This is a genomic window from Lactiplantibacillus daowaiensis (assembly GCF_005405085.1).
In the GTDB taxonomy this organism is placed as follows: Bacteria; Bacillota; Bacilli; order Lactobacillales; family Lactobacillaceae; genus Lactiplantibacillus; species Lactiplantibacillus daowaiensis.
This window is the reverse complement of record NZ_BJDJ01000016.1, coordinates 24,130-46,958: the sequence shown is the minus strand read 5'-3', so window position 1 is coordinate 46,958 and position 22,829 is coordinate 24,130. Positions and strand designations below refer to the sequence as shown.

Genomic DNA, 22,829 nt, shown 5'->3' with positions numbered 1-22,829 from the left:
CATTTTGAAAATCCGTCGTATTTTTGACAAGCAGACTTGGCCGCTCTGGTTAAGCTTTTGGCTGCCATTAATATTAATGACTGGCTATTTTATTTCTCGACACATGGCGCCCTTTGGTTCTAGCAGTTTGTTAACTGTAGACATGGGCCAACAATACGTCGACTTGTTTGCTTATTTTAGGCATACCGTCCTGCATGATCCAAGTGCATTTTTCTACTCCTTTTCTAAAACCATTGGGGGTGACATGTTAGGGGTCTGGGCTTATTACTTAATGAGTCCCTTCAATTTAATCTTGTTAGCCTTCCCAGGTCAATCAATCACCACCGGAATCTTTATTTTAACCATTTTAAAATATGGGTTTGCTGGTTTATCATTCGGTTGGTTGTTAACAAAAACCCACACACAAAAGGGCTGGTTAGTCCCAACTTTCAGTACGGCGTACGCCATGATGGGCTGGATGATTGCTAATCAGTTGAATGTCATTTGGTTAGACACCACTGCTATTCTACCACTAGTTATTCTCGGCTTAGAGCGCTTATTCAAAACGGGGAAAATTCGTTGGTTTGCCGGTTGGTTAACCGTGATGTTGATCGACAACTATTATATGGGCTATATGGTCGTGTTATTTAGTTGTTTATATTGGCTTTACGCGGCCACTAAATACTGGGAAAACTTCAAAACCCTTTGTATTCAAGCTGGTAAGTTTATCTGGGGTGGTCTGACCGCTGCGTTACTTTCAGCATGGTTACTCCTACCAACGTTTTATGCGCTCTTGCAAAGTAAGGCGCAATATAATGAAACAAAAATTAGTTGGAAATTAGAGTATGCCCCTTGGAAGATGTTGGCCAAAACCATTATTGGTAGTTTTAATTTCGACCAAATGCCATCCGGGCAACCTAATATTTACATCGCTTGGCTAGCAATTATCGGTTTTATCGTCTACTTCTTACGGCATAAACCAAGCTGGCCTGTTAAAATTAGCGCGCTAGTTATCACCGCTGTTCTCATACTCTCATTTTGTTTCGAACCACTGGATTTGCTCTGGCATGCCGACCAATTTCCAGTCTGGTATCCTTATCGGTTCTCATTTGTCTTTTGTTTCTGGATCATATGGCTTGGCGCCCAGGCATTGACTGAGCGGCTAACCATTAAGTTGTGGCAAGCCCTAGTGGCCCTTGGTATTTTTGCTGCTATCTTTATTACCGTGGCCTTAAACTTAAAACACGTGACCTATGTCAGTGCTGGCAATATCGCGATTACGGCTGGTTTAGCGGCTATTTCATTAGTCTTACTCGTGATTCCCAAGCAGCGTAATTTGATTATTTATCAAATCGTCGCCCTCTTGCTAGTTGCTACCGATATGACCACTAATGCAGTGGCATCTTTAAATAATATTTCGTATGTCTCCCAAAGTGAATTTGGCGACTACACCAATATTTTAGATCAGACAGTTAGTGGTATTCAAAAACAAAATAGCAACTTTTATCGCATCGGTAAGACCTTTACCCGGACCAAGGATGACCCGTTGCAAGCCGCTTATAACGGTGCTGATCACTTTAGCTCGACGTTTGAAAGCATTATTCCAAACTTCTTTGGCTCAATCGGTCAACCAGATGGTGACGGGGTCGTCACCTACTCTAACGGGACCTTGATTACCGATTCGTTACTTGATATGCAGTACTTTATGGATAAAAACATTCCGACCGCAGAAACAAATAACGATAACTATCACAGTTATATTCCGGTCACAAGTACTAAACCAGATTTACGGTACTATCAAAAGTCCTCTAGTTTAAGCAACAGTAAAGTTAATGTCTATCAAAATCCTTACGCACTGGGGCTCGGCTTCGGGGCTTCAGATAAGATCTTGAACTTGAAAGTCTCAAAAACGACCGGGGACCCAATTGCGCGGCAAGAATTGATTTATCAAACACTTGCCAACCGGTCGACATCAGCTTTGATTTCAGCAGAAAACTTTGATCAAGTCGTTTTCCAAAATGTCAAGAAAGTCGTAACGTTGACGGGTTCGGTCGTCAACAAGAAGAATCTCGCTAAAACCGGGGCCATCTACTTCAAGTTCACGCCGAAAACGAATGATTCGTACTACATTACGCTGGGACAAAATTTGACGACTTCTAATGCGAGCTTCTATATTAACGGTAAGGCCTTAAAACAATATCCGACCTACCGGCATACCGTCGCCGTCAATGTCGCCACGCACAGTAAGGGTAAAACCGTGACCTTCGGGATTCAAATGAAGAAGACCTCGCTCTGGTTACAAAACTTTACCCTTTATAAACTCGATAATAGTCAATTTAAACAGTCCGCTAAAAAGCTGCAAAAATCACCTTGGCACATCACGAAACATTCCAGTCGCAAGTTAACTGGGACGATCAACATTAAGCAAAAACACCAAGTCTTAATGACGACCATTCCTTACTCGGCTGGTTGGCATGCCAAAGTCGATGGCAAGACGGTCAAGACCCACAAAGTAATTAACACCTTTGTGGCGGTCCCATTAAGTAAAGGAAAACATACGGTGACCTTAACTTATCGGCCACCATACTTCCTCCCCGGCTTAATTGCCAGTGGGACGACGCTTGTCGCAACACTTGCCTGGTTCGGCCTCAAACGGCGTCGACACTAAGTTAAGCACTAATTAAAAACGCGTCCCCTAGTTGTGAAGACTACCTTCACGAATTAGGGGACGCGTTTTTTAGACATCCTGATTAGGCGTATAGTCGTATTTGGGGCCATCGTTAACGGCATCATAGTCCACCGTTAAATCATAGCCTTTGAAGAACCACTCGTCACGGTCATTGACGTAGTAAGTGACGTCGTCAACCGTGGTACTAGCAATGGGACGATGCGGTTCATCGTCACGCATCACGCCGATAGAAAAACCACTATGAACGGCCGTTTTTCCATAAGTTTTCCCAAAAAAGCGCACCCCATTACCGGTCGTGACCCCCATCTCTTCGTGGAACCATTGACTCGCTGCTGCCGTAATTGTAATTTTCACGCGTCTCACCCTCACTAGTTGTAATCGTTTACAGTCATTGTCCCCTTTTTAAGATTAAAACGCAACATTGCGCCACAATGAGCAAACCGACCACTTAGGCTTGAAATCTGACCGCTTGTGCCAACCTAATTTACAATGGGCCTGAGTTATGGTGTACTAATAACACCAAGGAGGTGGCTGGGGTGCAAATTCACGTGGAAATCGACCCAACTTTAACAGCACCGGAAATCAATGTACGGGCGCCAGCGGCCGATGACCAACTGACAGCACTCATCCAGGCGCTCGAAGAATTAACGACAAGTACCGCTACGTTAGCCGTTTCACAACAAGGCCGTACCTTACAATTACCGTTAACCGATATTATTTTTATTGAGGCTAGTGGTCATGACGTTCGAGTGCACACCCGCACAGAAGCGTTTAAGACCACCACGCGTTTATATGAATTGGCAGAACAACTACCGGCAACTTTTTTACGGGTATCCAAATCAGCCATCGTTAATACTGATGCGGTCTATGCTTTGACCAAATCATTAACAGGAAACTTGATTGAGTTTCAACACACGCACAAACAATTGTATGCGTCGCGGCGCTACTATCAACAACTAAAAACCGCTTTAATGCCAAAGGAGTCTTAATATATGTCAAAAAAATTCAATCGTCAGCGTTGGTTCTGGGGTGTCTTCTTTCTCGCCAGTGCCATTATCTTAGTCCTGAGTCAACTGGGCGTCTTCAGCTACCATGTCAGTGTCTTCACGTTAGTCTTAACGATCATATTAGTCGCCGTCTTACTGAATAGCTTGCGCTATATGATGATTCCGGGGGCCGTCTTCGCCCTGGCCTTTCTCGCCATTCTTTATGCCCACCCACTTGGGATTGCCAGCTTGGTGCCGTGGACGATTTTAGGTGCCGCGCTCTTGTTAAGTATCGGTCTTAGCATCATCATCAATCCCCGACGCTTTTGGGAACGCCGGTGGCACCATCATCACCGCAACTTCAATCACCACCATGGCAACTGGGATGACTGGGAATCAACCGAAACGATCGACGATGCCCACGTCAACTTAGACCTCTCGATGAGTAACAGCATTCGCTACATCCATAGTGAAGCGCTCGCCTCAGCCAATATTCGCGTCTCAACTGGTGGGGCTAAAATTTACTTTGATGACGTCACCTTGGCTAATGAGACCGCAACAATCAACTTGGATGTGTCATTGTCCGGTGTTGAACTTTATTTACCGAGAACTTGGCAAGTACGGGTTAACCTAGATAACAACATGAGTCACATCGACACGCTTGGTCAGCCAACCACTGCTGGACCAGTAATCGATTTAACCGGTCGGATCTCACTTTCTGGACTAACGATTAACTATTTATAACCAATTGAATCTATAAAAACGCCACTAACGAGTTTTGCGACTCGTTAGTGGCGTTTTTGGTTAACCCTTAGGCATTTTCAACCTTTAAGATTTTAACTTTCATTGAACCAGCTGGGATATCAATGCTAACTTCTTCATCAACGTGATGGCCAATTAAGCCTTTAGCAATTGGTGAATCGTTAGAGATTTTCCCGACCATTGGATCTGCTTCCGCAGCACCAACAATGGTATAGCTTTCAGGTTCTTCGTCAGGTAATTCTTTGAACGTGACGATTTTACCAACTGAAACTTCAGTATTGTCGATTTGTTCGCTATCAATGATATCAGCGTATTGCAGCATATGTTCCACCGTTTTGATCCGGTTTTCTAACATACTTTGTTCATTTTTTGCTGATTCATATTCAGAATTTTCTGATAAATCCCCGTAACTACGGGCAATCTTAATTCGATTAATAATTTCAGGTCGTTGGTTGACTTTAAGGTCTTCAAGTTCTTTTTCAAGTTTAACTTGACCTTCTTCAGTCATTGGATATCTTTTTTCTTCAGCCACTGTTTCCACTCCTCTAGTTCTTTAACATAGTTGACATTGACCAGACTACCATGTCAGTTTTTAATTGTAAACTCTCAAAAACAAAATTTGAGCAGTCTTTTCGTTCAGTTTACAAAATTGAACGGACTTTAGTCGTTAACAAGTCAATCGCAACTTCATTTTCGCCACCCTCGGGCACAATAATGTCCGCGTAGCGTTTCGTTGGTTCAACGAATTGGTGATACATCGGCTTAACAGTCGCTAAGTATTGGTCAATGACCCAATCTAGCGTCCGGCCACGTTCCTTAATATCTCGTTGAATCCGCCGAATGATTCGAATATCGTCATCGGTATCGACAAACACTTTAATATCCATTAAATCACGTAAGCGTTGGTCGTCTAAAATCAAGACGCCTTCAACGATAATCACATCACGTGGTTCTTGATGAATCGTTTTGCTACTCCGAGTGGATTGTTCATAATCATAAACTGGTTTTTCAATTGGTTGGTAAGCCAACAAAGTTTTGATTTGGTCAATCATCAAATCCGTATCAAAAGCCAAGGGATGATCGTAGTTGACTTGCCGCCGTTCGGCCATCGTCATTTCACTTTGATCATTGTAATAGGAATCTTGTTGTAAGATTAGCAACGATTGCCCAGACAATTGATTATAGATTGCTTTACTAACCGTGGTCTTACCACTACCAGAACCACCCGTAACCCCAATCACAATTGGTCGGTGGTGTTTTGCTTCACTCATTAATTTAGCCTCATTCTTACTTAGTTACTTGCTTCGTCGTTGTGTTTAGCCGTTTTTTGGATATTAGCAGCATGACCGGCTGCCGTTTTGGCATAGTAGACTTTCCCAGTCTTCAAATCAGCCACAAAGTACATGTAATCTTTACTTCGTTGGGCTGGGTCTAAGACGGCTTTAATCGAAATCAAACTAGGACTGTTAAATGGTCCCGGGCCGTAGCCTAAGTACAACCGTAAGTTGTATGGTGATTTCGTTTGTAAGTCTTTATTCGTTAAAGTCGACTTGGTCGAGTTGATTGCATAGAACACTGAAATATCAGAATCTAAGCGCCATTTAGCATCTAACCGGTTCAAGAAGACCCCGGCAATGATCCGCCGATCTTTGGTGGTACTCCCTTCACGTTCTACCAAGGAAGCTAACGTCATAATTTCTTGGACTGACATTTTTGACTTCTTGATTTGCGCATAATAAGGTTGCAACTCATCATCCGTCTTAGCCACCATTTGGGTCACTAATTGCTTCAACGTTGTCTTCTTGTCAGCCCGATATGTTGCTGGGAACAAGTAACCTTCCAAGCGATACCGAACTTTCTTTGCCTTCATCGCAGACCCTAATAATTGTGGGTATTTCTTCGCCAACGACTTAATAAAGGTTTCATCCTTCATCAAGGCCAAGAATTCCTTCGATGTAAAGTCGGTCTGTTTTTGAATCGTTGTGGCAATCGTCTTAATTTGACTACCTTCCACAATTAACACTCGACCAGTTGAACTTTGCACTGGTTCTGAAGAGCCACCCTTGTTCAAGGCCTTGGCAACTTGGGCCAATGACATTGACGGCTTCAATTGGTAATAGCCGGCATGGAAGTTAGATAAGCTGTGCGCTTTCGTCCAATAATCAAACACAAACCCACTCTTAATAATGTGCTTTGATTGCAAAATTTCTGCGATTCGCTTGCTATTCGCACCGTAAGGAATCTCAACTTGAACCACTTGATTGTCGTTTTTATTGTAAGGTTGCGTGGCATTATCGAAATATCGATAACCCATGACCCCAATAATCACTAACAAAATCACTAAAATACCAATCACGCCACCAATGACGTGTTTGGAAAATGATTTGCGTTGCTTTTGTACGAGCCGATTACCTCGTGGTTCAGTCGTGCTAGGATTTGGCTTCGGTGCTTGATCCTTTTTATCTGATTGATCCTGGTTATTTTGATCGTTATTCAAAATTCGCCCCTCCATCTAGTTAGTCATCTTGTCAATTATACAAAACTGGCCGCTGCTTTGCACTAACTCTAGCATACTTTTAACTTTTTTTAGAGTTATCACTAATCTGTTGTTCGCCGTCATCCATCTTAAAGACACCAAACTAACGACCACTTGTCATTAATTACGCAAAACAACCACCCTAACCACGACTTAACTGATTATTGGTTGCGCTAATTCACAATAAAATTCAAACAAACAGCCCGTAACTAAGTTACGAGCTGTCCATAAAAATCTCAGTATTAACGAATTTCAGCACCAAATTCTTCAGTTAAGGCACTTAAGACCTTTTCAAAGGCTTTCGTCACATCATCATCAACTAACGTGGCATTTTGATCTTGATACGTCAATGTATAGGCTAAGGACTTCTTACCTTCTGGCACGTGCTTGCCGTTATAAACGTCAAACAACTTGACCGTTTGTAAGTGTGCCCCACCCTTGCTTGTAATCAAATCAACCACTTGTGCATTAGTGATTTCATCATCGATCAACATCGCAACGTCCCGGGTAATACTTGGGAATTTCGAAATTGGTTGATATTGTTGCCGTTCTTTTGGTAAAGCAATCAACGTCGTCAAATCAAGTTCAAAGACGTAGGTTTCCCGAACCTTATAAGCTTTAGCCGTCGTTGGATGAACTTGACCGACAAATCCAACCAGTTGGTCGCCAACATAAATATCAGCGGTCCGACCAGGATGCATGTCCGCATGGTCAGCGCTAGCCACATACGTCACGGCATCGGCTAAGGCCAGGCTCTTCAAGTAACCAGCCACGATCCCTTTAATTTGATAAAAGTCCATTGGCTTAGCGGCAACGCCCCATTCAGCCGGCACTAGTGAACCAGTAATGGCCCCAGCTAAGTGTTCAACTTCTTTAGGCCGTACTTGTTCTGGTTGGCTAAAGAAGACGCGTCCTTCTTCATACAATGCCACGTCTTGTTCCTTACGGGCAATGTTATAAGCTAAGTCATCCAACAAACCAGAAATTAAGTTCAATCGTAAGGCTGACCGTTCTGAACTCATTGGGAAGTCCAATTTTGTGACTTCACTGGCATGCATGGCAAAGGCTTTGGCCTTAGTTTCAGTCGTCAATGAATAACTAATGGCTTGCGTTAAGCCGGCACTTTCCATTAACTTCCGGGAATCCCGAATGGCTTGTTGGGTTTCATTTAACTTACCAATGGTTGGTTGCCCAGTTGGTAAGGTTGCCGGTAAGTTATCATAGCCGTACAACCGCGCAACTTCTTCGATCAAGTCAGCTGGAATATGAATATCCCAACGCCGGGCTGGAATCGTCACCGTAAACGTGTCGTCATTAACCGTCGTTGGGAAATCCAATCGCCGGAAAATATCAGCAACCGCATCGGCCGTTAATTCAGTCCCTAAGACATGATTGATCCGCGTTAACGTGATATCCACCACAACGGGTTGCACGTCTTCGTCACGACCAATGACAGTCCCGTTGGCAACCGTCCCAGCACCTAAATCAGCAATCATGGCGGCCGCAGCATCTAAAGCTGTTTGAGTCGCACTGTGATCGATGCCTCGTTCATAACGCATCGAGGCTTCACTGTGTAAGCCATGGTTATGCGCAGTCTTACGAATCTTAACGGCATCAAAGATGGCCCCTTCTAAGGCGATATCCGTGGTTTGATCCGTCACTTCAGTATCTAAACCGCCCATCGTCCCTGCCAAACAAATTGGTTGGTCGTTACTGCAAATAACCAAGTCAGTTGGTAATAAATCACGTTCTTCACCATCTAAAGTGGTTAATTTTTCACCAGCTTTAGCTAGGCGAACGTTAACTTTACCGCCATCTAACTTGTCGTAGTCAAATGCATGTAACGGTTGGCCGTATTGCATTAAGATATAGTTCGTCGCATCGACCACGTTATTGATTGGCCGCATCCCAGCATTCCAAATCCGGATTTGTAACCACAATGGACTTGGCTTAATCGTCACGTTTTTGATGAGCCGCATCTTATACATTGGCACATCATGTTCATCAGCTTGAACCGTGACATCTAAGTCATCATCAGCTAAATCATCACTAGATTCAGTCAAATCAACCGTTGGCATCGTTGGCGTTTGATCATAAATGGCTGCTAATTCATGTGCCGTACCATTCATACTCAACATGTCCCCACGATTAGGGGTAACCGACATATCGATAATTTCGTCATCCATCCCTAAGTATGAAAAGACTGGTTCGCCTGGCTTGGCATCCGCTGGCAAGATGAAAATACCATCAGCAACTTCTTTTGGCACTAATTTTTCATCAAACCCAAGTTCATCTAAGGCACATAACATCCCGTTAGAAACTTCACCGCGCATCTTGCTGCGCTTGATCTTAGTGTGGTTACCAATCCATGAGTTTGGTAAGGCCACGATCACATTTTGACCAGCAGCCACGTTAGGTGCGCCACAAACGATTTGAATCGGATCAGCTTCGCCAACATCAACTTGGCAAATGTGTAAATGATCAGAATCTGGATGAGGGACGCATTCTAAAACGTGTCCAACAACGACTTTTTTCAAGCCTTCGCTAGGACGAATCACGCCATCGACTTCGACTGCCGTCCGTTCAATTTTTTCTGCTAATTCATCGGCTGGAAGTGACAACTTCAAATAGTCACGTAACCATGCATACGAAATTTTCATGTGAGTCGCCTAACCTTTCTTATAGAATTGTGACAAGAACCGGACATCATTTAAGTAGAAGTTCCGGATATCATCAACACCGTACTTCAACATTGCAAACCGATCAGGGCCTAAACCAAAGGCAAAGCCACCGTAGACTTCAGGATCAATACCTGACATTTCTAAGACCCGTGGATGCACCATCCCAGCACCTAAAACTTCGATCCAGCCAGTTTGCTTGCAAACTGCACAGCCTTTACCGTTACAGTTAAAGCAAGTGACATCAGCTTCAACGGATGGTTCCGTGAATGGGAAGTAACTTGGTCGTAAGCGGACTTCGAATTGGTCACCGAACAAGGTGTTAGCCACTAACGTCAAGGTTCCTTTTAAGTCAGCCATCGTAATATGCTTATCAACGACTAACCCTTCGATTTGATGGAATTGATGTGAATGGGTCGCATCATCCGTATCCCGCCGATAAACTCGTCCAGGTGATAAGACTTTCAATGGGCCTTTGGAGAAATCATGATTTTCCAAAGAACGCGGTTGGTCCGCAGAAGTTTGCGTCCGTAATAAGACATCCTTGGTGATATAAAAGGTATCTTGCATATCCCGGGCTGGATGGTCTTTAGGTAAGTTTAAGCGTTCGAAGTTGTAGTAATCTTCTTCAACTTCATCACCATCAACGATTTGATAGCCCATCCCGATAAATAAATCTTCCAATTCGGTGATAATTTGGGTAATCACGTGTGGTTGGCCTTGTGGGACGTCACGACCTGGTAACGTCACATCGATTTTTTCTGCAGCCAATTGCTTGTTAACGGCCGCTTGTTCTAATTCTTCACGCCGGTGATCAATCGCGGTTTGTAATTTATCCCGCACTTCGTTGGCATAAGCACCAACTTTTGGTCGTTCTTCTGGGGTTAAGTCCCGCATACCACGTAATACTTCGGTAATGGGCCCTTTTTTACCTAATAAGTCAACTTTAACTTGGTTGACTTTTTTCAAGACATCGGCAGACTTAATGTCAGCCAAGCCTTGATCGCGTAATTCAGTTAACCGATCTTGTAAACTCATAGCGATGCTCCTCCAATATTTTGATTGCATTTTTTGACACAAAAAAACCTCGTCCTAAAAAGGGACGAGGTTATCGCGGTACCACCCTTGTTCGTTCGCTCCAAGTGACAATTGTCATGAGCTAACGCACTTTCACCGAATAACGATCAGTGGCACCGGAAAATTATTTGTTTTAAAAAAACGCCCAATTTCAGCTCAGAGAGTGAATTCACTAATCGCCGTCGCCGGTGGGCTTGCACTCGATGACCCACTTCCCTAAAGACTAGTTGATTAGCTACTGCTTCTCGTCAAAGCTTTTCTATTTACATATGCCAGTTTATGGCAAACCATTGCCAGCGTCAAGCCTTATTCGCAAGATTGCGCTGGACTGTACCATTTATCCGACCAATGATGGACGGTCTGCATGACTTGCCGTAAATCGGCACCTTTGGCAGTTAAGCGGTATTCAATTAAGGCCGAATCGCAATGAGTCACCCGACTAACAATGCCGTTTTCTTCCAATTCCTTTAAGCGGACGACTAAAACGCGGTCGCTACACTTCGGTACCTTGCGTGCTAAATTCTTAAAACGTTGTGGTCCGTCTTCTAATAGAACGTCAATAATTAACCCGTTCCATTTCTTGCCCAAAATTGAAAAAGTCTTTTCAAACTTCGGACACAGTTCAAATTGGGATTCTACGGTCGTTGTGTCAACCGCATCTAGCATCATTTCTGACATTTTCATGACCTCCAAAAAAACATCCGCTTGCCGACCTTATTCAGCGGAGATGTTCCCCCGAAATCGGTCAAGCTGTTTGGCCACCTTCGTACGTAATGGTCCAAAAAATTCATGTTCTGCTTCATAATCATCGACGAGTGAGACTAACAAACTTTCACGATACTTTGGCATGGCTAGTGTTGCGCCAAACATATGCTTTAAAATGATATCTTTTTCCATCGGGGTTAGTTTGGTTAACTTTTCAGCATTCCGTAATGCAACCCGGGGATGAATAAATGCATGGGACCCAAGATCAAACTTGGTTTCACGCCAATCATAATAAAACAAATCATGTAACAACCCACCCCGCGCAACCGCGGTGGTGTTTAAATGCCATTTCTTTGCTAACAAATAACTATCGTATGAAACTGCAATTGAATGATCTAAACGATTCGAATGATGGTGTTGGGTAAAATCAGCTAAATGTTGTACGGCTGGTTGGGCTAATAAGTCGGCCACAATTGCCATGTATTCAGGATCTTGTTTCCATGCATTGGTTTTCATTGAAAGCTCCCTTTACTAATAACTACCGCTATTCTACTAAAAAGTAAGTAACTTTGAAAGTATTTTGTTCAATTTAGCTTGGAATCAAACAAACTGATTAACGGTATAAGCCAAACATTAAGATGCCGGCAGCAATCGCCACGTTTAAGGATTCGGCACGGCCTTTGATTGGAATGTATAAGTTCTTGTCCGTTTGGGCAAGTAAAGCAGCGCTCATCCCATTACCTTCATTACCCATAATCAAGCCAAAACTTGCCGGTGCGTCGATGTCTAAATACTGAGCGGCTTCCGGATTTAATTCTGAGCCATAAACGGGTAAATCGGCCTGATGGAAGCGAGCCACAAGTTCGCTTAAATCGGTACTAACTAATTGCAAATGGAATTGACTCCCTTGCATCGACCGTTCGACTTTGGGCTGATGAATATCAACGGTCCCCGTCCCAAAGGCAACCCCAGCAAACCCAGCGGCATCGGCCGTACGGACCATCGTCCCGATATTTCCCGGATCTTGGACATTATCCAGGAGTAACCATGGCCGCGTTAAATCTAAATTAGCCAGTGGATCCTCGGCGGGTTTCGGTAAAATGGCTAAGGCAAAGACCCCTTGAGGTGTCACCGTTGCACTGATATGGCTGGCCACCTCTTCTGAAATCTCAATCACGGCTGGAAAATGTGTTAAATCAGGGGCCGTCGCAAGTTGTTTAGCGGTGATCAATAATGTCTTGATCGCCACGTGGGCTTTAACGGCTTCATTGACCAAGTGCCAACCATCTAGTAAATATTCCCCTTGTTGCTTACGCCCTTTTTTAGTTTGTAACTTTTTCCACGCTTTAACATGCGCGTTTTGTAATGAATTAATTTTTTCCATCATAGACTCCAATTCTGACTCGGATTATTATCGACTAGTATAGCATAGTTAACATGAGATTCCGGCGGTCGAAACGGCCATAAGTTTCGGTTCCATGCTATTATATTAGGTAGACGTTAGACTATTAAAGGAAGTGACAGTATGCGAGCAGTAACCCTTCAAGCCAGCGGTCGTGTGCAAGGCGTTGGCTTCCGGTGGGCCACTAAAGCCGCGGCTGATAAATGTGGCGTCAACGGTATCGTTCGAAATCTAATGGATGGCTCCGTTTTCATTGAAGCGGAAGGCGAGGATCAACGGGTCCAAGTTTTTATTGACGTGATTCGCCAATCACCAACTGATTTCGGGCGGGTCGACCAGTTAATCGTGCATGAAAGCGAACCGCAAAACTACCACAATTTTCGGATAACCAATTGAAATCCCCGCTTGTCTTTAGTATCATCATGTTTATATGTAAAAAAATAAAGGGGATTATCAACTAGTGAAAAATAAAAAAGGTCTGACCGTCACCCTGGCATTGTCCAGTTTGGCTTTAGTCTTAAGTGGCTGTGTGCAGACAAAAAACGGGAAACCGTATGGCTTTATTTACGACTACCTCGCTAAGCCTGGGCAAGCGGTCATGCAATGGATGGCCCACTTGTTTGGTAATAACTACGGCTGGGCTATCATCTTATTGACAGTTTTAGTGCGGTTAGTCTTATTGCCAATGATGGTTAACCAACAACGTAAGTCAACGTATCAACAAGAAAAAATGGCGGCTGTACAACCAGAAATGAAGAAGATCCAAGCCGCACAAAAAGCTGCAACGACCCAAGAAGAAAAGGCCGCTGTCAGCAATCAAATGATGCAACTTTACAAAGATAACGGCATCAGTATGACTGGTGGGATCGGTTGTTTACCATTACTGATTCAATTGCCAATCTTCTCGGCCTTGTATTATGCGATTCGGTATTTGCCAGAATTGTCCAATGCACAGTTCATGGGCATTACGTTAGGGAAATCAAGTTTTCTCTTAGCGGTCCTCGCCTTCTTCTCATATGTTGGTCAAGGTTACTTGTCAATGATCGGGTTACCGGCTGAACAAAAGAAGACCATGCGGACGATGTTAATCGTCAGTCCAGTGATGATTTTCTTCGTTTCCATGTCAGCGCCCGCTGGTTTAGGCCTCTACTTCTTCGTCGGTGGGTTATTCGCCTGCTTACAAACGTTAATTATCAACTTCTTCCGACCACGCATTCGTCGCGAAGTTGAAGCCGAATTAAAGAAGCATCCGATCAAACCAGTGACACCAGTTGCTAGTGCCACGGCTAAACCCGTCAATGCAACTGAACAACCAGCTAATGATGGCAAGTTAAGTCACCCCCGTAACGGCAACGCTAAAAACGGTCGTAACGCTGGTAAACAACAACGACATCATCGCGACTAAACTCAATTTAAACAAAAAGCCAACCGCAATCGCGGCTGGCTTTTTTTGTGACTAGTTTAGTTAAAAAATAATACCAATAATCAGCGCTAAGATCTGCATGCCTTGAAACATCATCAAGTTTTGTGGCGCCGTGTTGAAGGTCGTTTCCTTCACTTGCGTCGCATTGAACGCTTTGATGTTCTTTAACATCTTTGGTAAGACCAACAGGACTAATAATTGATACCAAGGTAAAATCTGTAACGCAACACTGACCAGTACCGGAACATACGCCAATAGCGCCAATGTATCGTAAATCTTAATCGCCTTGGGTTTGCCGATGTAGTAAGGCACGGTATATCGTTCGTTACGAATGTCTTGGTCCAAGTCACAGATGTTATCTGCTAACATGATATTTGACACTAAGAAGATGTTGGGTAACCCGACTAATAACATCACCAAGATGTTTTGTAAGTTACCAACCACTGCAAATTGGGGCCAATCAAACGTAAAGCCCATCAAGACGGGTGTCGCCACGTTCATATAAACCGCTAAGAAGAAGACCCCGAAGCCTTCGACGGTTCCTGAGAGTAGTTCGCCTAATGGAAAACGTGAAAATGGCACTGGGCCATACGTATAAAAGACGGCAACACCAATCGCGGCTGCGCCCATAAATAATAATAGCAAATTCGTTTTGAGCACTAAGACGAGCCCTAAAATAATCGCCGTTGCTAGCATCGCTAACATCATATGCAAAGATCGTTTTGGCGATAAATGTTCACGACCAATAATGTTATACGTATCGCGATAATGAATATCAACGGCCAAGTAATAGTCTTGCACGTTGTTAAACCCCGTCACAAATAACGCAATCGCCACTTGGGCAATTAAATAGATCAATGAATTAACCCAATTAAACGCGTGAAAATAATAAATAGAAAATAAAATCCCAATAAAATACGGCACCACGCTAGCCGCTTTGGCATTCAACCGAATGAACTGTAAAAAGATCTTAAAGGTCATTGGTCGATAAGCTGTTTCGTTCGTCAACCCTGACGCCCCCCTGAATAAATAGTTTGCTCTTCCACTATAACAGTCTTTATCGCACGTGAAAACCTTATCATGTGGATTTAACCGCCAAAAACCAGCCCTAATATTAGGCCAATCATTTGCAGCCCTTGAAATAACATCAAGTTTTGCGGTGCCGTATAAAACGTCGCCTCCCGGACTTGTGTCTGATTGAACAACCGCACATTTTTAATCAACTGTGGCAAGGCTAACAAGGTCAATAATTGATAAATTGGCAATAATCGTAATACCACGCTCAGTAGGACCGGGACATAACTGGCAAAGACCAGCACCCGATAAAGTTGCATCGCCCGATCATGGCCAAGATAATACGGCAATGTATAGCGGTGGTTTTTAATATCTTGTGGTACATCACCAATATTATTGGCTAACATAATGTTGGCGACCAAAATCACATTTGGTAAGCCCACCAGGCCTAAAATCAGACAGTTCTTCAAATTGCCAACTAATGCAAATTGGGGCCAAGTTACCATTAATCCCATTAAATCACTCGGTGCGACACTCATATACACGGTTAAAAAGAACACGCCAAAGCCTTCCACGACCCCCGATAGCCCTTCCCCAATCGGAAACCGCGAGAACGGGACTGGCCCGGCCGTATATAAAATACTAATGGCAATCGCCACGGCACCCATCAGTAATAACAATAAATTCGTCCGCCAAACTAAGATTAGGCCCAAACCACAGGCTAACGCCAAGGTCCCCCACATTAAATGGTACGCATGTTGTGGTGACAAATGCTCGCGACCAATAATGTTATACGTGTCGCGATACTGTTTATCGACGGCCAGGCGATAGTCTTGCACATTATTGAAGCCGGTCACAAAAAAGGCAACGGCAATTTGCGCAATTAAATACAGCCCAGCACTTAGCCAATTGACCGTATGGAAATAATACCAGCTGAATAAAACACCCATCACCCAAGGTACAGCGCTCGCTGATTTAGTCGGTAGCCGAATGAATTCTAAAAATAGTTTGAACGTCATTGGCCGATATGGTTCTGATATCATTTAAATCTCCCCCAAAAATAATCATTAACACGACTTTAATGTTAACAGACTCATCGATATCCTACCATGCAAAAAAGGCCACCAACTCGAGTTTGGTAGCCTTTAACTCAATTATCGTGTTCATGATCATCAAGTGGCGCTTCATCCAGGTCTTGCGTCGCCGGCTTGATACCAGCCGGCAGTTCTGACTTGGCGATCTTTTCGACCGCATCGGTATCAGCCTCGGCTTTTTCTAATAAGACTGGATCTTTTAAGATCGGCAATTGGAATCGGAAGATCGAACCTTGACCAACAACTGATTCGACACTGATCTTCCCGTGGTAGCCTTCAACCAATCGTTGGGCGATCGACAAGCCTAACCCATTACCGCCTTTATCACGACTCCGCGCTTTATCAACCCGATAGAAGCGATTGAAGACGCGGTCAAGATTATCTTTAGCAATCCCTTCACCGAAATCTTGAACGGCCACTTCAACGTAACGAATATCTGTCGATAAGGACAGATGGATTTCCTGACGCTTGGTCGAATATTTGACGGCATTATCCAATAAAATAATCAGGATTTGTTCCAAATGATTCCGGTAAATTTGGGCATAAACCGGCTGATGGACATCATTATCAAACGTAAAGATAAAGTCCGGATGAATCATCTTAAAGTCGTTGAATGCTTGCGTCACCAACTTTTGCACATCAGTCGTTTCACGACTAAAGTTGATTTCCAACTGTTCAGCTCGTGATAAATCAAGCATTTCTTGGACTAGACTCTGCATCCGCTTGGTTTCCGATAATGACGCTGACAACGATTCAGCCAAGACTTGGGGATCATCTTTGCCCCAGCGATTCAAAAGCTCCATATGGCCTTGAATAATGGCCACTGGCGTCCGTAATTCATGCGAGACATCTTCAACGAATTGTTGTTGCTGATTGATGTAGCGTTGCATCTGGTCCAGCATATCATTAAATAACATCCCAAGATCAGACAACTCATCGTTACGATCTAAATCAGGGACGCGTGAATCAGTCTGTGGATCATCTTTAACCGCATTGATGGTCTTGGTGATTTTGCGCATCGGCCGTAATAAAAAGGCCGCTAAGAAATACCCTAATAACGTTGACCCGAAAATCGCAATCAACGTCATCACGATGAAGATCCACATCAAGTTATGCGTCGTCGTATGATAATCACTTAAATTATCAGTAATCTGCACATACCCGATCAACTTATGCGTTGTTGCCGCATGGATTGGTGCCCGCCCGACTAATTCAGCATCATTACCTTGACCAACCATTTTAATCTGACGATTGGCACTCTTTTGAAACTCATGGGCATCTTTTCTTGAAATATAAAGCGTCGTCCCATGGGTATCATAAACCGTCACCGCTAAATTGGTACGCGACAACGCGGTCAATTCTGAATCCGAAAAAATAGTCGTCTGTAGCGCCCCATGCTTACGCGATTCCATGCCATCAGCCGGTTCAATATTGGCTTCCGGTTGTAGTTTTGAGGCAACTGACTTGATGGTCAAGCCCTTCGTTTCGGTCCGCAATGACTGCTGGACCGTGGTGACAGCGCTAACCACGTCGCGTTGTTCTTGCCGTAACAAGAGGTTCGTGAAACTCTTGTACACCAAGACTGAAAAACAAATAAAAATGAGCGCGGTCCCAATTGCGGTCCCTAACGCCCATTTCCACTTCAATGACCAACGTTTACGCGGCTTAACCGTTGTCGCCTTTGTATCCGTTGTGGCGGTCATTAGGACCGAATCACGTAACCTGTCCCACGAACGGTTTGGATATAACTCTTTTCACCCGGACGGTCGATCTTGTTCCGTAAGTACCGGATATAAACGTCAACGACGTTAGTTTCAACTTCTGATTCGTAGCCCCAGACCTTGTTTAACAAGACGTCTCGCGCCAAAACCACGTTGATATTTTCCATTAACGTCAATAGTAATTCGTATTCACGCTTCGTTAAGTTGATCACTTCATCGCCGCGTTTAACGACTAAGTTTTCCTTTTCAATCGTTAAATCTTTATAAGTAACCGTGGTTTGTTTCGTGCTTTGTTGTTCGCTCTCAAGATCGATACGGCGTAACAATGCCCGTAAGCGTGCCAATAATTCTTCAATGGCAAATGGCTTAACGATGTAGTCATCAGCCCCATGATCTAAGCCAGAAACACGATCAATAACTGAATCGCGGGCAGTCATCATGATGATTGGTGTATTTTTAACTTCGCGGACCCGACGGCAAACTTCCAACCCATTTAATTCTGGTAACATTAAATCGAGTAAGATAGCGTCAAAATCTTCGGCTAAAGCAGCATCGAGGCCTTTACGACCATTATATTCAACTTGAATGTCGTAACCTTCGTGCTTTAATTCCAGTTCGACAAAGCGGGCGAGGTTCTTTTCGTCCTCAATAATTAATATTCGACTCATTTACTTTTAGTCACTCCTAATATTCAACTTATCTAACTAGCGTACCTGCTCAGTGTTTAATGAGAAACGACCCCCAATAAACATGTACAACATGTTATTTTACCATGAATACGCTGAATTTCCTACACCCGATGTATGCAGGAATCCTCATTTAACTCTCATTTTAACAAGTTAAAGTGAAAACGCAATGTTAAGCCCTTAGGATCGTGGATGCTGGGCATGCCATTGTTTAATGGCGGCAAGCCGCTGCTGCCAAGTTTTCTCTTGCCCCTGATCAGTTGGTTCATAATACTGATGCCCACTAAGTTCTGGTGGCATCGTCGTCATGGTCGTCAACTTGTCCGCGGTATCATGCGCATATTGATAATCGTCGCCATAACCTAAGTCTTTCATTAGCTTGGTCGGTGCGTTTCTAATTTGCAAGGGCACGGGTAAATTCCCGGTGGCTCGAATATCCGCCTGCGCCGCTGACTTAGCGGCATACAGCGCGTTTGATTTTGGCGCTAACGCTAAATAAGTCACCGCTTCAGTCAAGTTAACATCACATTCTGGCATCCCAATCAATTGACAAGCTTGATAAGCGGCAACGGTTAGTGGCAAAGCTTGCCGGTCAGCCAACCCAACGTCTTCGCTGGCAAAACGGATCAAGCGCCGCGCAATATACAGCGGGTCTTCGCCACCTTTGAGCATGCGCATCAGCCAATAGATCGCCGCATCAACGTCACTGTTGCGCATCGACTTATGCAAGGCGGAAATAATATTGTAGTGTTCTTCCCCATTTTTATCATAGCGTAACGACTTGGTATTGATCAGCTGATGCAACCCAGCCGTCGTTATCGTCACCACTTGACCCTCACGGTCGCCATTTAAGACCGCCATTTCTAACGTATTCAACGCCATCCGAGCATCGCCGTTAGCAAATTCAGCAATCAATTGTAGCGTATCTGGTTGTAAGGTGACCGTTAGTTGTGGAAACCCCTGCGGATTTTCCAGTGCCGCCTGTAAGATATCGACTAAAGCCGCAGGTGTCAGTTCCTTTAAAACCAAGACTTTACACCGCGACAATAAAGCCGCATTAATTTCAAAAGATGGATTTTCAGTAGTCGCCCCAATCAACGTGATGCTTCCCCGTTCAACATACGGTAAGAACGCATCTTGTTGGGCCTTGTTGAAGCGATGGATTTCATCGATAAAGACAATCGTGCGTTCGCCAAAGTCACGATTAGCTTCGGCCTCATCCATAATCGTCCGAATCTCTTTAATCCCGGTAGTCACTGCACTAAACGTGATGAAATGTGACTTGGTCTGTTGGGCAATAATTTCGGCTAAGGTCGTCTTACCAACACCCGGTGGTCCCCAAAAGATGAGCGATGGAATCTGATCTTCGGCAATCAATTGCCGCAATAGTTTGCCAGGTCCTAATAAGTGGTCTTGGCCTTTAAAACCGTCCAAAGTCGTTGGCCGTACGCGATAAGCTAACGGACTACTCGTGCCCCGCTCCGCATTAAATAGTGATTCTTGCTTCACAACCACACCCCATTTCCGTGTCAAAGTTATTATATTAAGTATAACGCAAACAAACGTTCGATACAAAAAGTCGCGACTACGATTACTTTAATGACGACATCTTGTTCAGGGCAACAAAAAAGCCACAATCCCAAAGATTGTGACTCCAAACTAAATTTAGTTTTTATTGTTCTTCATACCAGCTGTAATGGTACATGCCGTCGCGGTCAGTCCGTTCGTAGGTATGGGCACCAAAGTAGTCACGTTGTGCTTGTAACAAGTTGGCTGGTAAAACTTCGGCCCGATATGAGTCGTAGTATGATAACGCAGCACTAAATGATGGTACGGGTACGCCAGCTTGGATTGCCAAGCTTAAGACGTCACGCGTTGATTGTTGGTACTTAGCAGCGATATCTGCAAAGTAATCATCCATCAATAAGTTGTTCAAATCAGCTTTCTTATCAAACGCATTGGTGATGTTTTGTAAGAATTGGGCCCGGATAATGCAACCGGCACGCCAGATTTGTGCTAATTCACCGAACTTCAAGTCCCAACCGTAATGTTCAGCGGCGAAACGCAATTGTTCGAAACCTTGCGCATAACTCATGATCTTACTGAAGTAAAGCGCTTGACGAATCTTTTCAACTAATTCTTCTTTAGCTGGTAATTGTAAGTCGTTCTTAGGACCAGCTAATTTCTTAGAAGCTGCGACCCGTTCGTTCTTCATCATTGAGATGTAACGCGCATAAACGGCTTCAGTAATAACTGATTGTGGTACTTGGACGTTCAATGCATCTTCTGAACTCCACTTACCAGTCCCTTTATTGTTCCCACGGTCTAAGATCATGTCAACAATTGGCTTCGTCTTGTCGTCACCTAAGTCGTCTTTACGTGATAAGATATCAGCCGTAATTTCAACTAAGTAACTGCTTAATTCGCCCTTGTTCCATTCAGTGAAGACGTCAGACATTTCATCAACTGATAAACCAGCAACGTTACGCATAATGTTGTAGCTTTCGTCGATTAATTCTTCATCACCGTATTCGATCCCATTATGAACCATCTTAACGTAATGGCCAGCACCATTAGCGCCAATGTAAGTGACACATGGTTCGCCATCTTGAGGCGCCTTAGCCGCAATCTTCTTCAAGATTGGTTCAACTAAGTCATACGCTTCTTTTTGGCCACCTGGCATCAAAGAAGGCCCTTGTAAGGCACCTAATTCACCACCAGAAACACCCATGCCAATGAAGTTGATGCCGGATTTGTCCAAACGGGCATTCCGAGCCATCGTATCGTTGAAGTTGGTGTTCCCACCATCGATCAAGACATCGCCCTTATCAAGCAATGGTAATAATTCGTCGATAACGGCATCAGTTGGCTTCCCAGCTTTAACCATCATGATAATCCGACGTGGTGTTTCAAGTGAAGCCACGAAGTCTTCGATCTTGTAACTTGGTACTAATTGCTTGTCCGCATGGTCCTTAACAACTTTTTCAGTCTTGGCGCCAGTCCGGTTAAAAATAGCGACCTTGTAGCCGCGGCTTTCAATATTCAAAGCCAAGTTTTTACCCATGACGGCCATGCCAATGACCCCAATTTGTGGTTTTTCATTACTCATTAGATGTTGACCTCCCAAATTTTACTACGTGACAATCGTACCAAAAAAGGTTAATTAATTAAAGTTATTTGAGCCGATTTATCAAAAAAGTTTCATATTTTTCACATTTATAAGAAATTTATTTTCATAGCGGTGATCTAAAGGCATTTTTACCCTTAAATCTAAAAAGCTTGCCCAAATAGGATTCACCTATTCGCACAAGCTTTTATTTAATTATTTTGCAGTCTTTACCGTAATCACAACATGGGTTGCGTGGTGTGCTTTAACTTTGGTCTTCGACTAATGTGTCGCGACGATTACGCTGAACTTAGCTAGCTACTAACTTCATCACTTAATTTTTGTATAGCGTAAATTAGTTAACGTGTCAAAACCACCAGGATTATCAGTTAGACTATTAGACCAACGAATCACACCCAATTGAACCGTTTTAACATTCGCTTTATAGCCTTTAATTTTCGGTGCAGCAACTTTTACGATTGACCAGTTAGGTGCCGTCACTTTACGCGCTTTAAACGCATATTGCTTGCCATTTTTAGTGGCCTGAATTGCGCCATGCACGGTGATTTTTTTACCAGTATACTTCTTTTGAACCTTATAGTAGTTCAGAATATCTGTTAGTGCCCATTGATACTGGTTATTATTTCCATATAAACTAATTAGCACTTTAGGCTTAGCTTTATATCCGGCTAACTTAGGTGTCGCGGCATAAATATATGACTGACCAATCATTTTATTAGGAATTGGTGCCGTCAATTTTTTAAACAAAACCCGCTTTACTTTTTTATTCACAGTTGCTGGCATCGTCACATTTTGAGTAAACGTCTTACTTGCAGCTTGGACACTAATTGCTGATTCGCCAGTATTGACCACTACCCCGGCAACTAAGCCAACTCCCAATAGTGTCGTCCCGATGACTAGACTTGTTACCTTTGATTTTGACATACTTACTGCCCCTTTTTTATTTGTTC

The 22,829-nt window shown here is 43.6% G+C and carries 20 protein-coding genes, 1 pseudogene and 1 other annotated feature; of the genes and pseudogenes, 5 read left to right on the top strand and 16 right to left on the bottom strand.

Features of this window, described 5'->3' with window-relative positions:
* Positions 1 to 4 precede the first annotated feature (4 nt).
* Positions 5 to 2,647, top strand: a complete 2,643-nt coding sequence (locus FFM75_RS10135) for a YfhO family protein (RefSeq protein ID WP_137629061.1) — start codon at positions 5 to 7, stop codon at positions 2,645 to 2,647.
* Between the two features lie 69 nt (positions 2,648 to 2,716).
* On the opposite strand, the gene FFM75_RS10130 is transcribed toward FFM75_RS10135, so the two are convergent.
* Positions 2,717 to 3,022, bottom strand: a complete 306-nt coding sequence (locus FFM75_RS10130; protein ID WP_137629060.1) for a HesB/YadR/YfhF family protein — start codon at positions 3,020 to 3,022, stop codon at positions 2,717 to 2,719.
* 182 nt (positions 3,023 to 3,204) lie between these two features.
* Between FFM75_RS10130 and FFM75_RS10125 the strand changes: the two genes are divergently transcribed.
* Both FFM75_RS10125 and FFM75_RS10120 read left to right on the top strand, forming a co-directional pair.
* Positions 3,205 to 3,657: a LytTR family DNA-binding domain-containing protein gene (locus tag FFM75_RS10125; RefSeq protein WP_137629059.1), complete on the top strand. Its 453-nt coding sequence runs from the start codon at positions 3,205 to 3,207 to the stop codon at positions 3,655 to 3,657.
* A gap of 3 nt (positions 3,658 to 3,660) precedes the next feature.
* Complete coding sequence (locus FFM75_RS10120; RefSeq protein WP_137629058.1) at positions 3,661 to 4,398, top strand: LiaF transmembrane domain-containing protein; 738 nt, start codon at positions 3,661 to 3,663, stop codon at positions 4,396 to 4,398.
* Between the two features lie 67 nt (positions 4,399 to 4,465).
* Here FFM75_RS10120 and greA read toward each other — a convergent pair whose 3' ends face one another.
* From greA to FFM75_RS10080, 8 genes and pseudogenes are all read right to left on the bottom strand, one after another.
* A complete protein-coding gene (gene greA, locus FFM75_RS10115; protein WP_137629057.1) occupies positions 4,466 to 4,948 on the bottom strand; it encodes a transcription elongation factor GreA in 483 nt (160 codons plus the stop codon).
* 109 nt (positions 4,949 to 5,057) lie between these two features.
* Positions 5,058 to 5,696: pseudogene (gene udk, locus FFM75_RS10110) on the bottom strand (uridine kinase); the annotation flags it as partial.
* A gap of 11 nt (positions 5,697 to 5,707) precedes the next feature.
* Positions 5,708 to 6,928 carry an endolytic transglycosylase MltG gene (gene mltG / locus FFM75_RS10105; RefSeq protein WP_137629055.1) on the bottom strand — a complete coding sequence of 407 codons (1,221 nt, stop codon included), beginning with the start codon at positions 6,926 to 6,928 and terminating at the stop codon, positions 5,708 to 5,710.
* 266 nt (positions 6,929 to 7,194) lie between these two features.
* Positions 7,195 to 9,612, bottom strand: a complete 2,418-nt coding sequence (gene pheT, locus FFM75_RS10100) for a phenylalanine--tRNA ligase subunit beta (protein ID WP_137629054.1) — start codon at positions 9,610 to 9,612, stop codon at positions 7,195 to 7,197.
* A 9-nt stretch (positions 9,613 to 9,621) separates the two neighbouring features.
* Positions 9,622 to 10,668 carry a phenylalanine--tRNA ligase subunit alpha gene (locus FFM75_RS10095; RefSeq protein ID WP_137629053.1) on the bottom strand — a complete coding sequence of 349 codons (1,047 nt, stop codon included), beginning with the start codon at positions 10,666 to 10,668 and terminating at the stop codon, positions 9,622 to 9,624.
* Positions 10,669 to 10,725: 57 nt separating this feature from the next.
* Positions 10,726 to 10,968, bottom strand: a binding site (T-box leader).
* A 45-nt stretch (positions 10,969 to 11,013) separates the two neighbouring features.
* Positions 11,014 to 11,385: a winged helix-turn-helix transcriptional regulator gene (locus FFM75_RS10090; protein WP_137629052.1), complete on the bottom strand. Its 372-nt coding sequence runs from the start codon at positions 11,383 to 11,385 to the stop codon at positions 11,014 to 11,016.
* Between the two features lie 36 nt (positions 11,386 to 11,421).
* A complete protein-coding gene (locus FFM75_RS10085; protein ID WP_137629051.1) occupies positions 11,422 to 11,928 on the bottom strand; it encodes an HD domain-containing protein in 507 nt (168 codons plus the stop codon).
* A 97-nt stretch (positions 11,929 to 12,025) separates the two neighbouring features.
* Entirely contained in the window at positions 12,026 to 12,796 is a 771-nt protein-coding gene (locus FFM75_RS10080) for a TrmH family RNA methyltransferase (RefSeq protein WP_137629050.1), read from the bottom strand.
* Positions 12,797 to 12,937: 141 nt separating this feature from the next.
* On the opposite strand from FFM75_RS10080, the gene FFM75_RS10075 reads away from it, so the two are divergent.
* Positions 12,938 to 13,210 (top strand): acylphosphatase, encoded by a 273-nt coding sequence (locus FFM75_RS10075; RefSeq protein ID WP_137629049.1) that lies wholly within the window; start codon positions 12,938 to 12,940, stop codon positions 13,208 to 13,210.
* A 64-nt stretch (positions 13,211 to 13,274) separates the two neighbouring features.
* Positions 13,275 to 14,219: a membrane protein insertase YidC gene (yidC, locus tag FFM75_RS10070; RefSeq protein ID WP_137629048.1), complete on the top strand. Its 945-nt coding sequence runs from the start codon at positions 13,275 to 13,277 to the stop codon at positions 14,217 to 14,219.
* Positions 14,220 to 14,279: 60 nt separating this feature from the next.
* Here the strand turns inward: yidC and FFM75_RS10065 are convergent, their stop codons facing one another.
* The 7 genes from FFM75_RS10065 to FFM75_RS10035 all read right to left on the bottom strand — a co-directional run bounded on the left by FFM75_RS10065 (position 14,280) and on the right by FFM75_RS10035 (position 22,803).
* A complete protein-coding gene (locus FFM75_RS10065; protein WP_137629075.1) occupies positions 14,280 to 15,218 on the bottom strand; it encodes a 1,4-dihydroxy-2-naphthoate polyprenyltransferase in 939 nt (312 codons plus the stop codon).
* A 107-nt stretch (positions 15,219 to 15,325) separates the two neighbouring features.
* Positions 15,326 to 16,294, bottom strand: a complete 969-nt coding sequence (locus tag FFM75_RS10060) for a UbiA family prenyltransferase (RefSeq protein WP_137629047.1) — start codon at positions 16,292 to 16,294, stop codon at positions 15,326 to 15,328.
* 107 nt (positions 16,295 to 16,401) lie between these two features.
* Positions 16,402 to 18,048: a HAMP domain-containing sensor histidine kinase gene (locus FFM75_RS10055; RefSeq protein ID WP_137629046.1), complete on the bottom strand. Its 1,647-nt coding sequence runs from the start codon at positions 18,046 to 18,048 to the stop codon at positions 16,402 to 16,404.
* Positions 18,048 to 18,734: a response regulator transcription factor gene (locus tag FFM75_RS10050; RefSeq protein ID WP_003638551.1), complete on the bottom strand. Its 687-nt coding sequence runs from the start codon at positions 18,732 to 18,734 to the stop codon at positions 18,048 to 18,050. Before FFM75_RS10050 ends, FFM75_RS10055 begins: the two co-directional genes overlap by 1 nt.
* A 198-nt stretch (positions 18,735 to 18,932) precedes the next feature.
* The gene (locus tag FFM75_RS10045; protein ID WP_137629045.1) at positions 18,933 to 20,261 is read right to left on the bottom strand and encodes a replication-associated recombination protein A; all 1,329 of its coding nucleotides are present in this window, start codon (positions 20,259 to 20,261) and stop codon (positions 18,933 to 18,935) included.
* Positions 20,262 to 20,424: 163 nt separating this feature from the next.
* The gene (gene gndA, locus FFM75_RS10040; protein WP_137629044.1) at positions 20,425 to 21,861 is read right to left on the bottom strand and encodes an NADP-dependent phosphogluconate dehydrogenase; all 1,437 of its coding nucleotides are present in this window, start codon (positions 21,859 to 21,861) and stop codon (positions 20,425 to 20,427) included.
* A gap of 327 nt (positions 21,862 to 22,188) precedes the next feature.
* Positions 22,189 to 22,803: a hypothetical protein gene (locus FFM75_RS10035; protein ID WP_137629043.1), complete on the bottom strand. Its 615-nt coding sequence runs from the start codon at positions 22,801 to 22,803 to the stop codon at positions 22,189 to 22,191.
* Between the last annotated feature and the right edge of the window lie 26 nt (positions 22,804 to 22,829).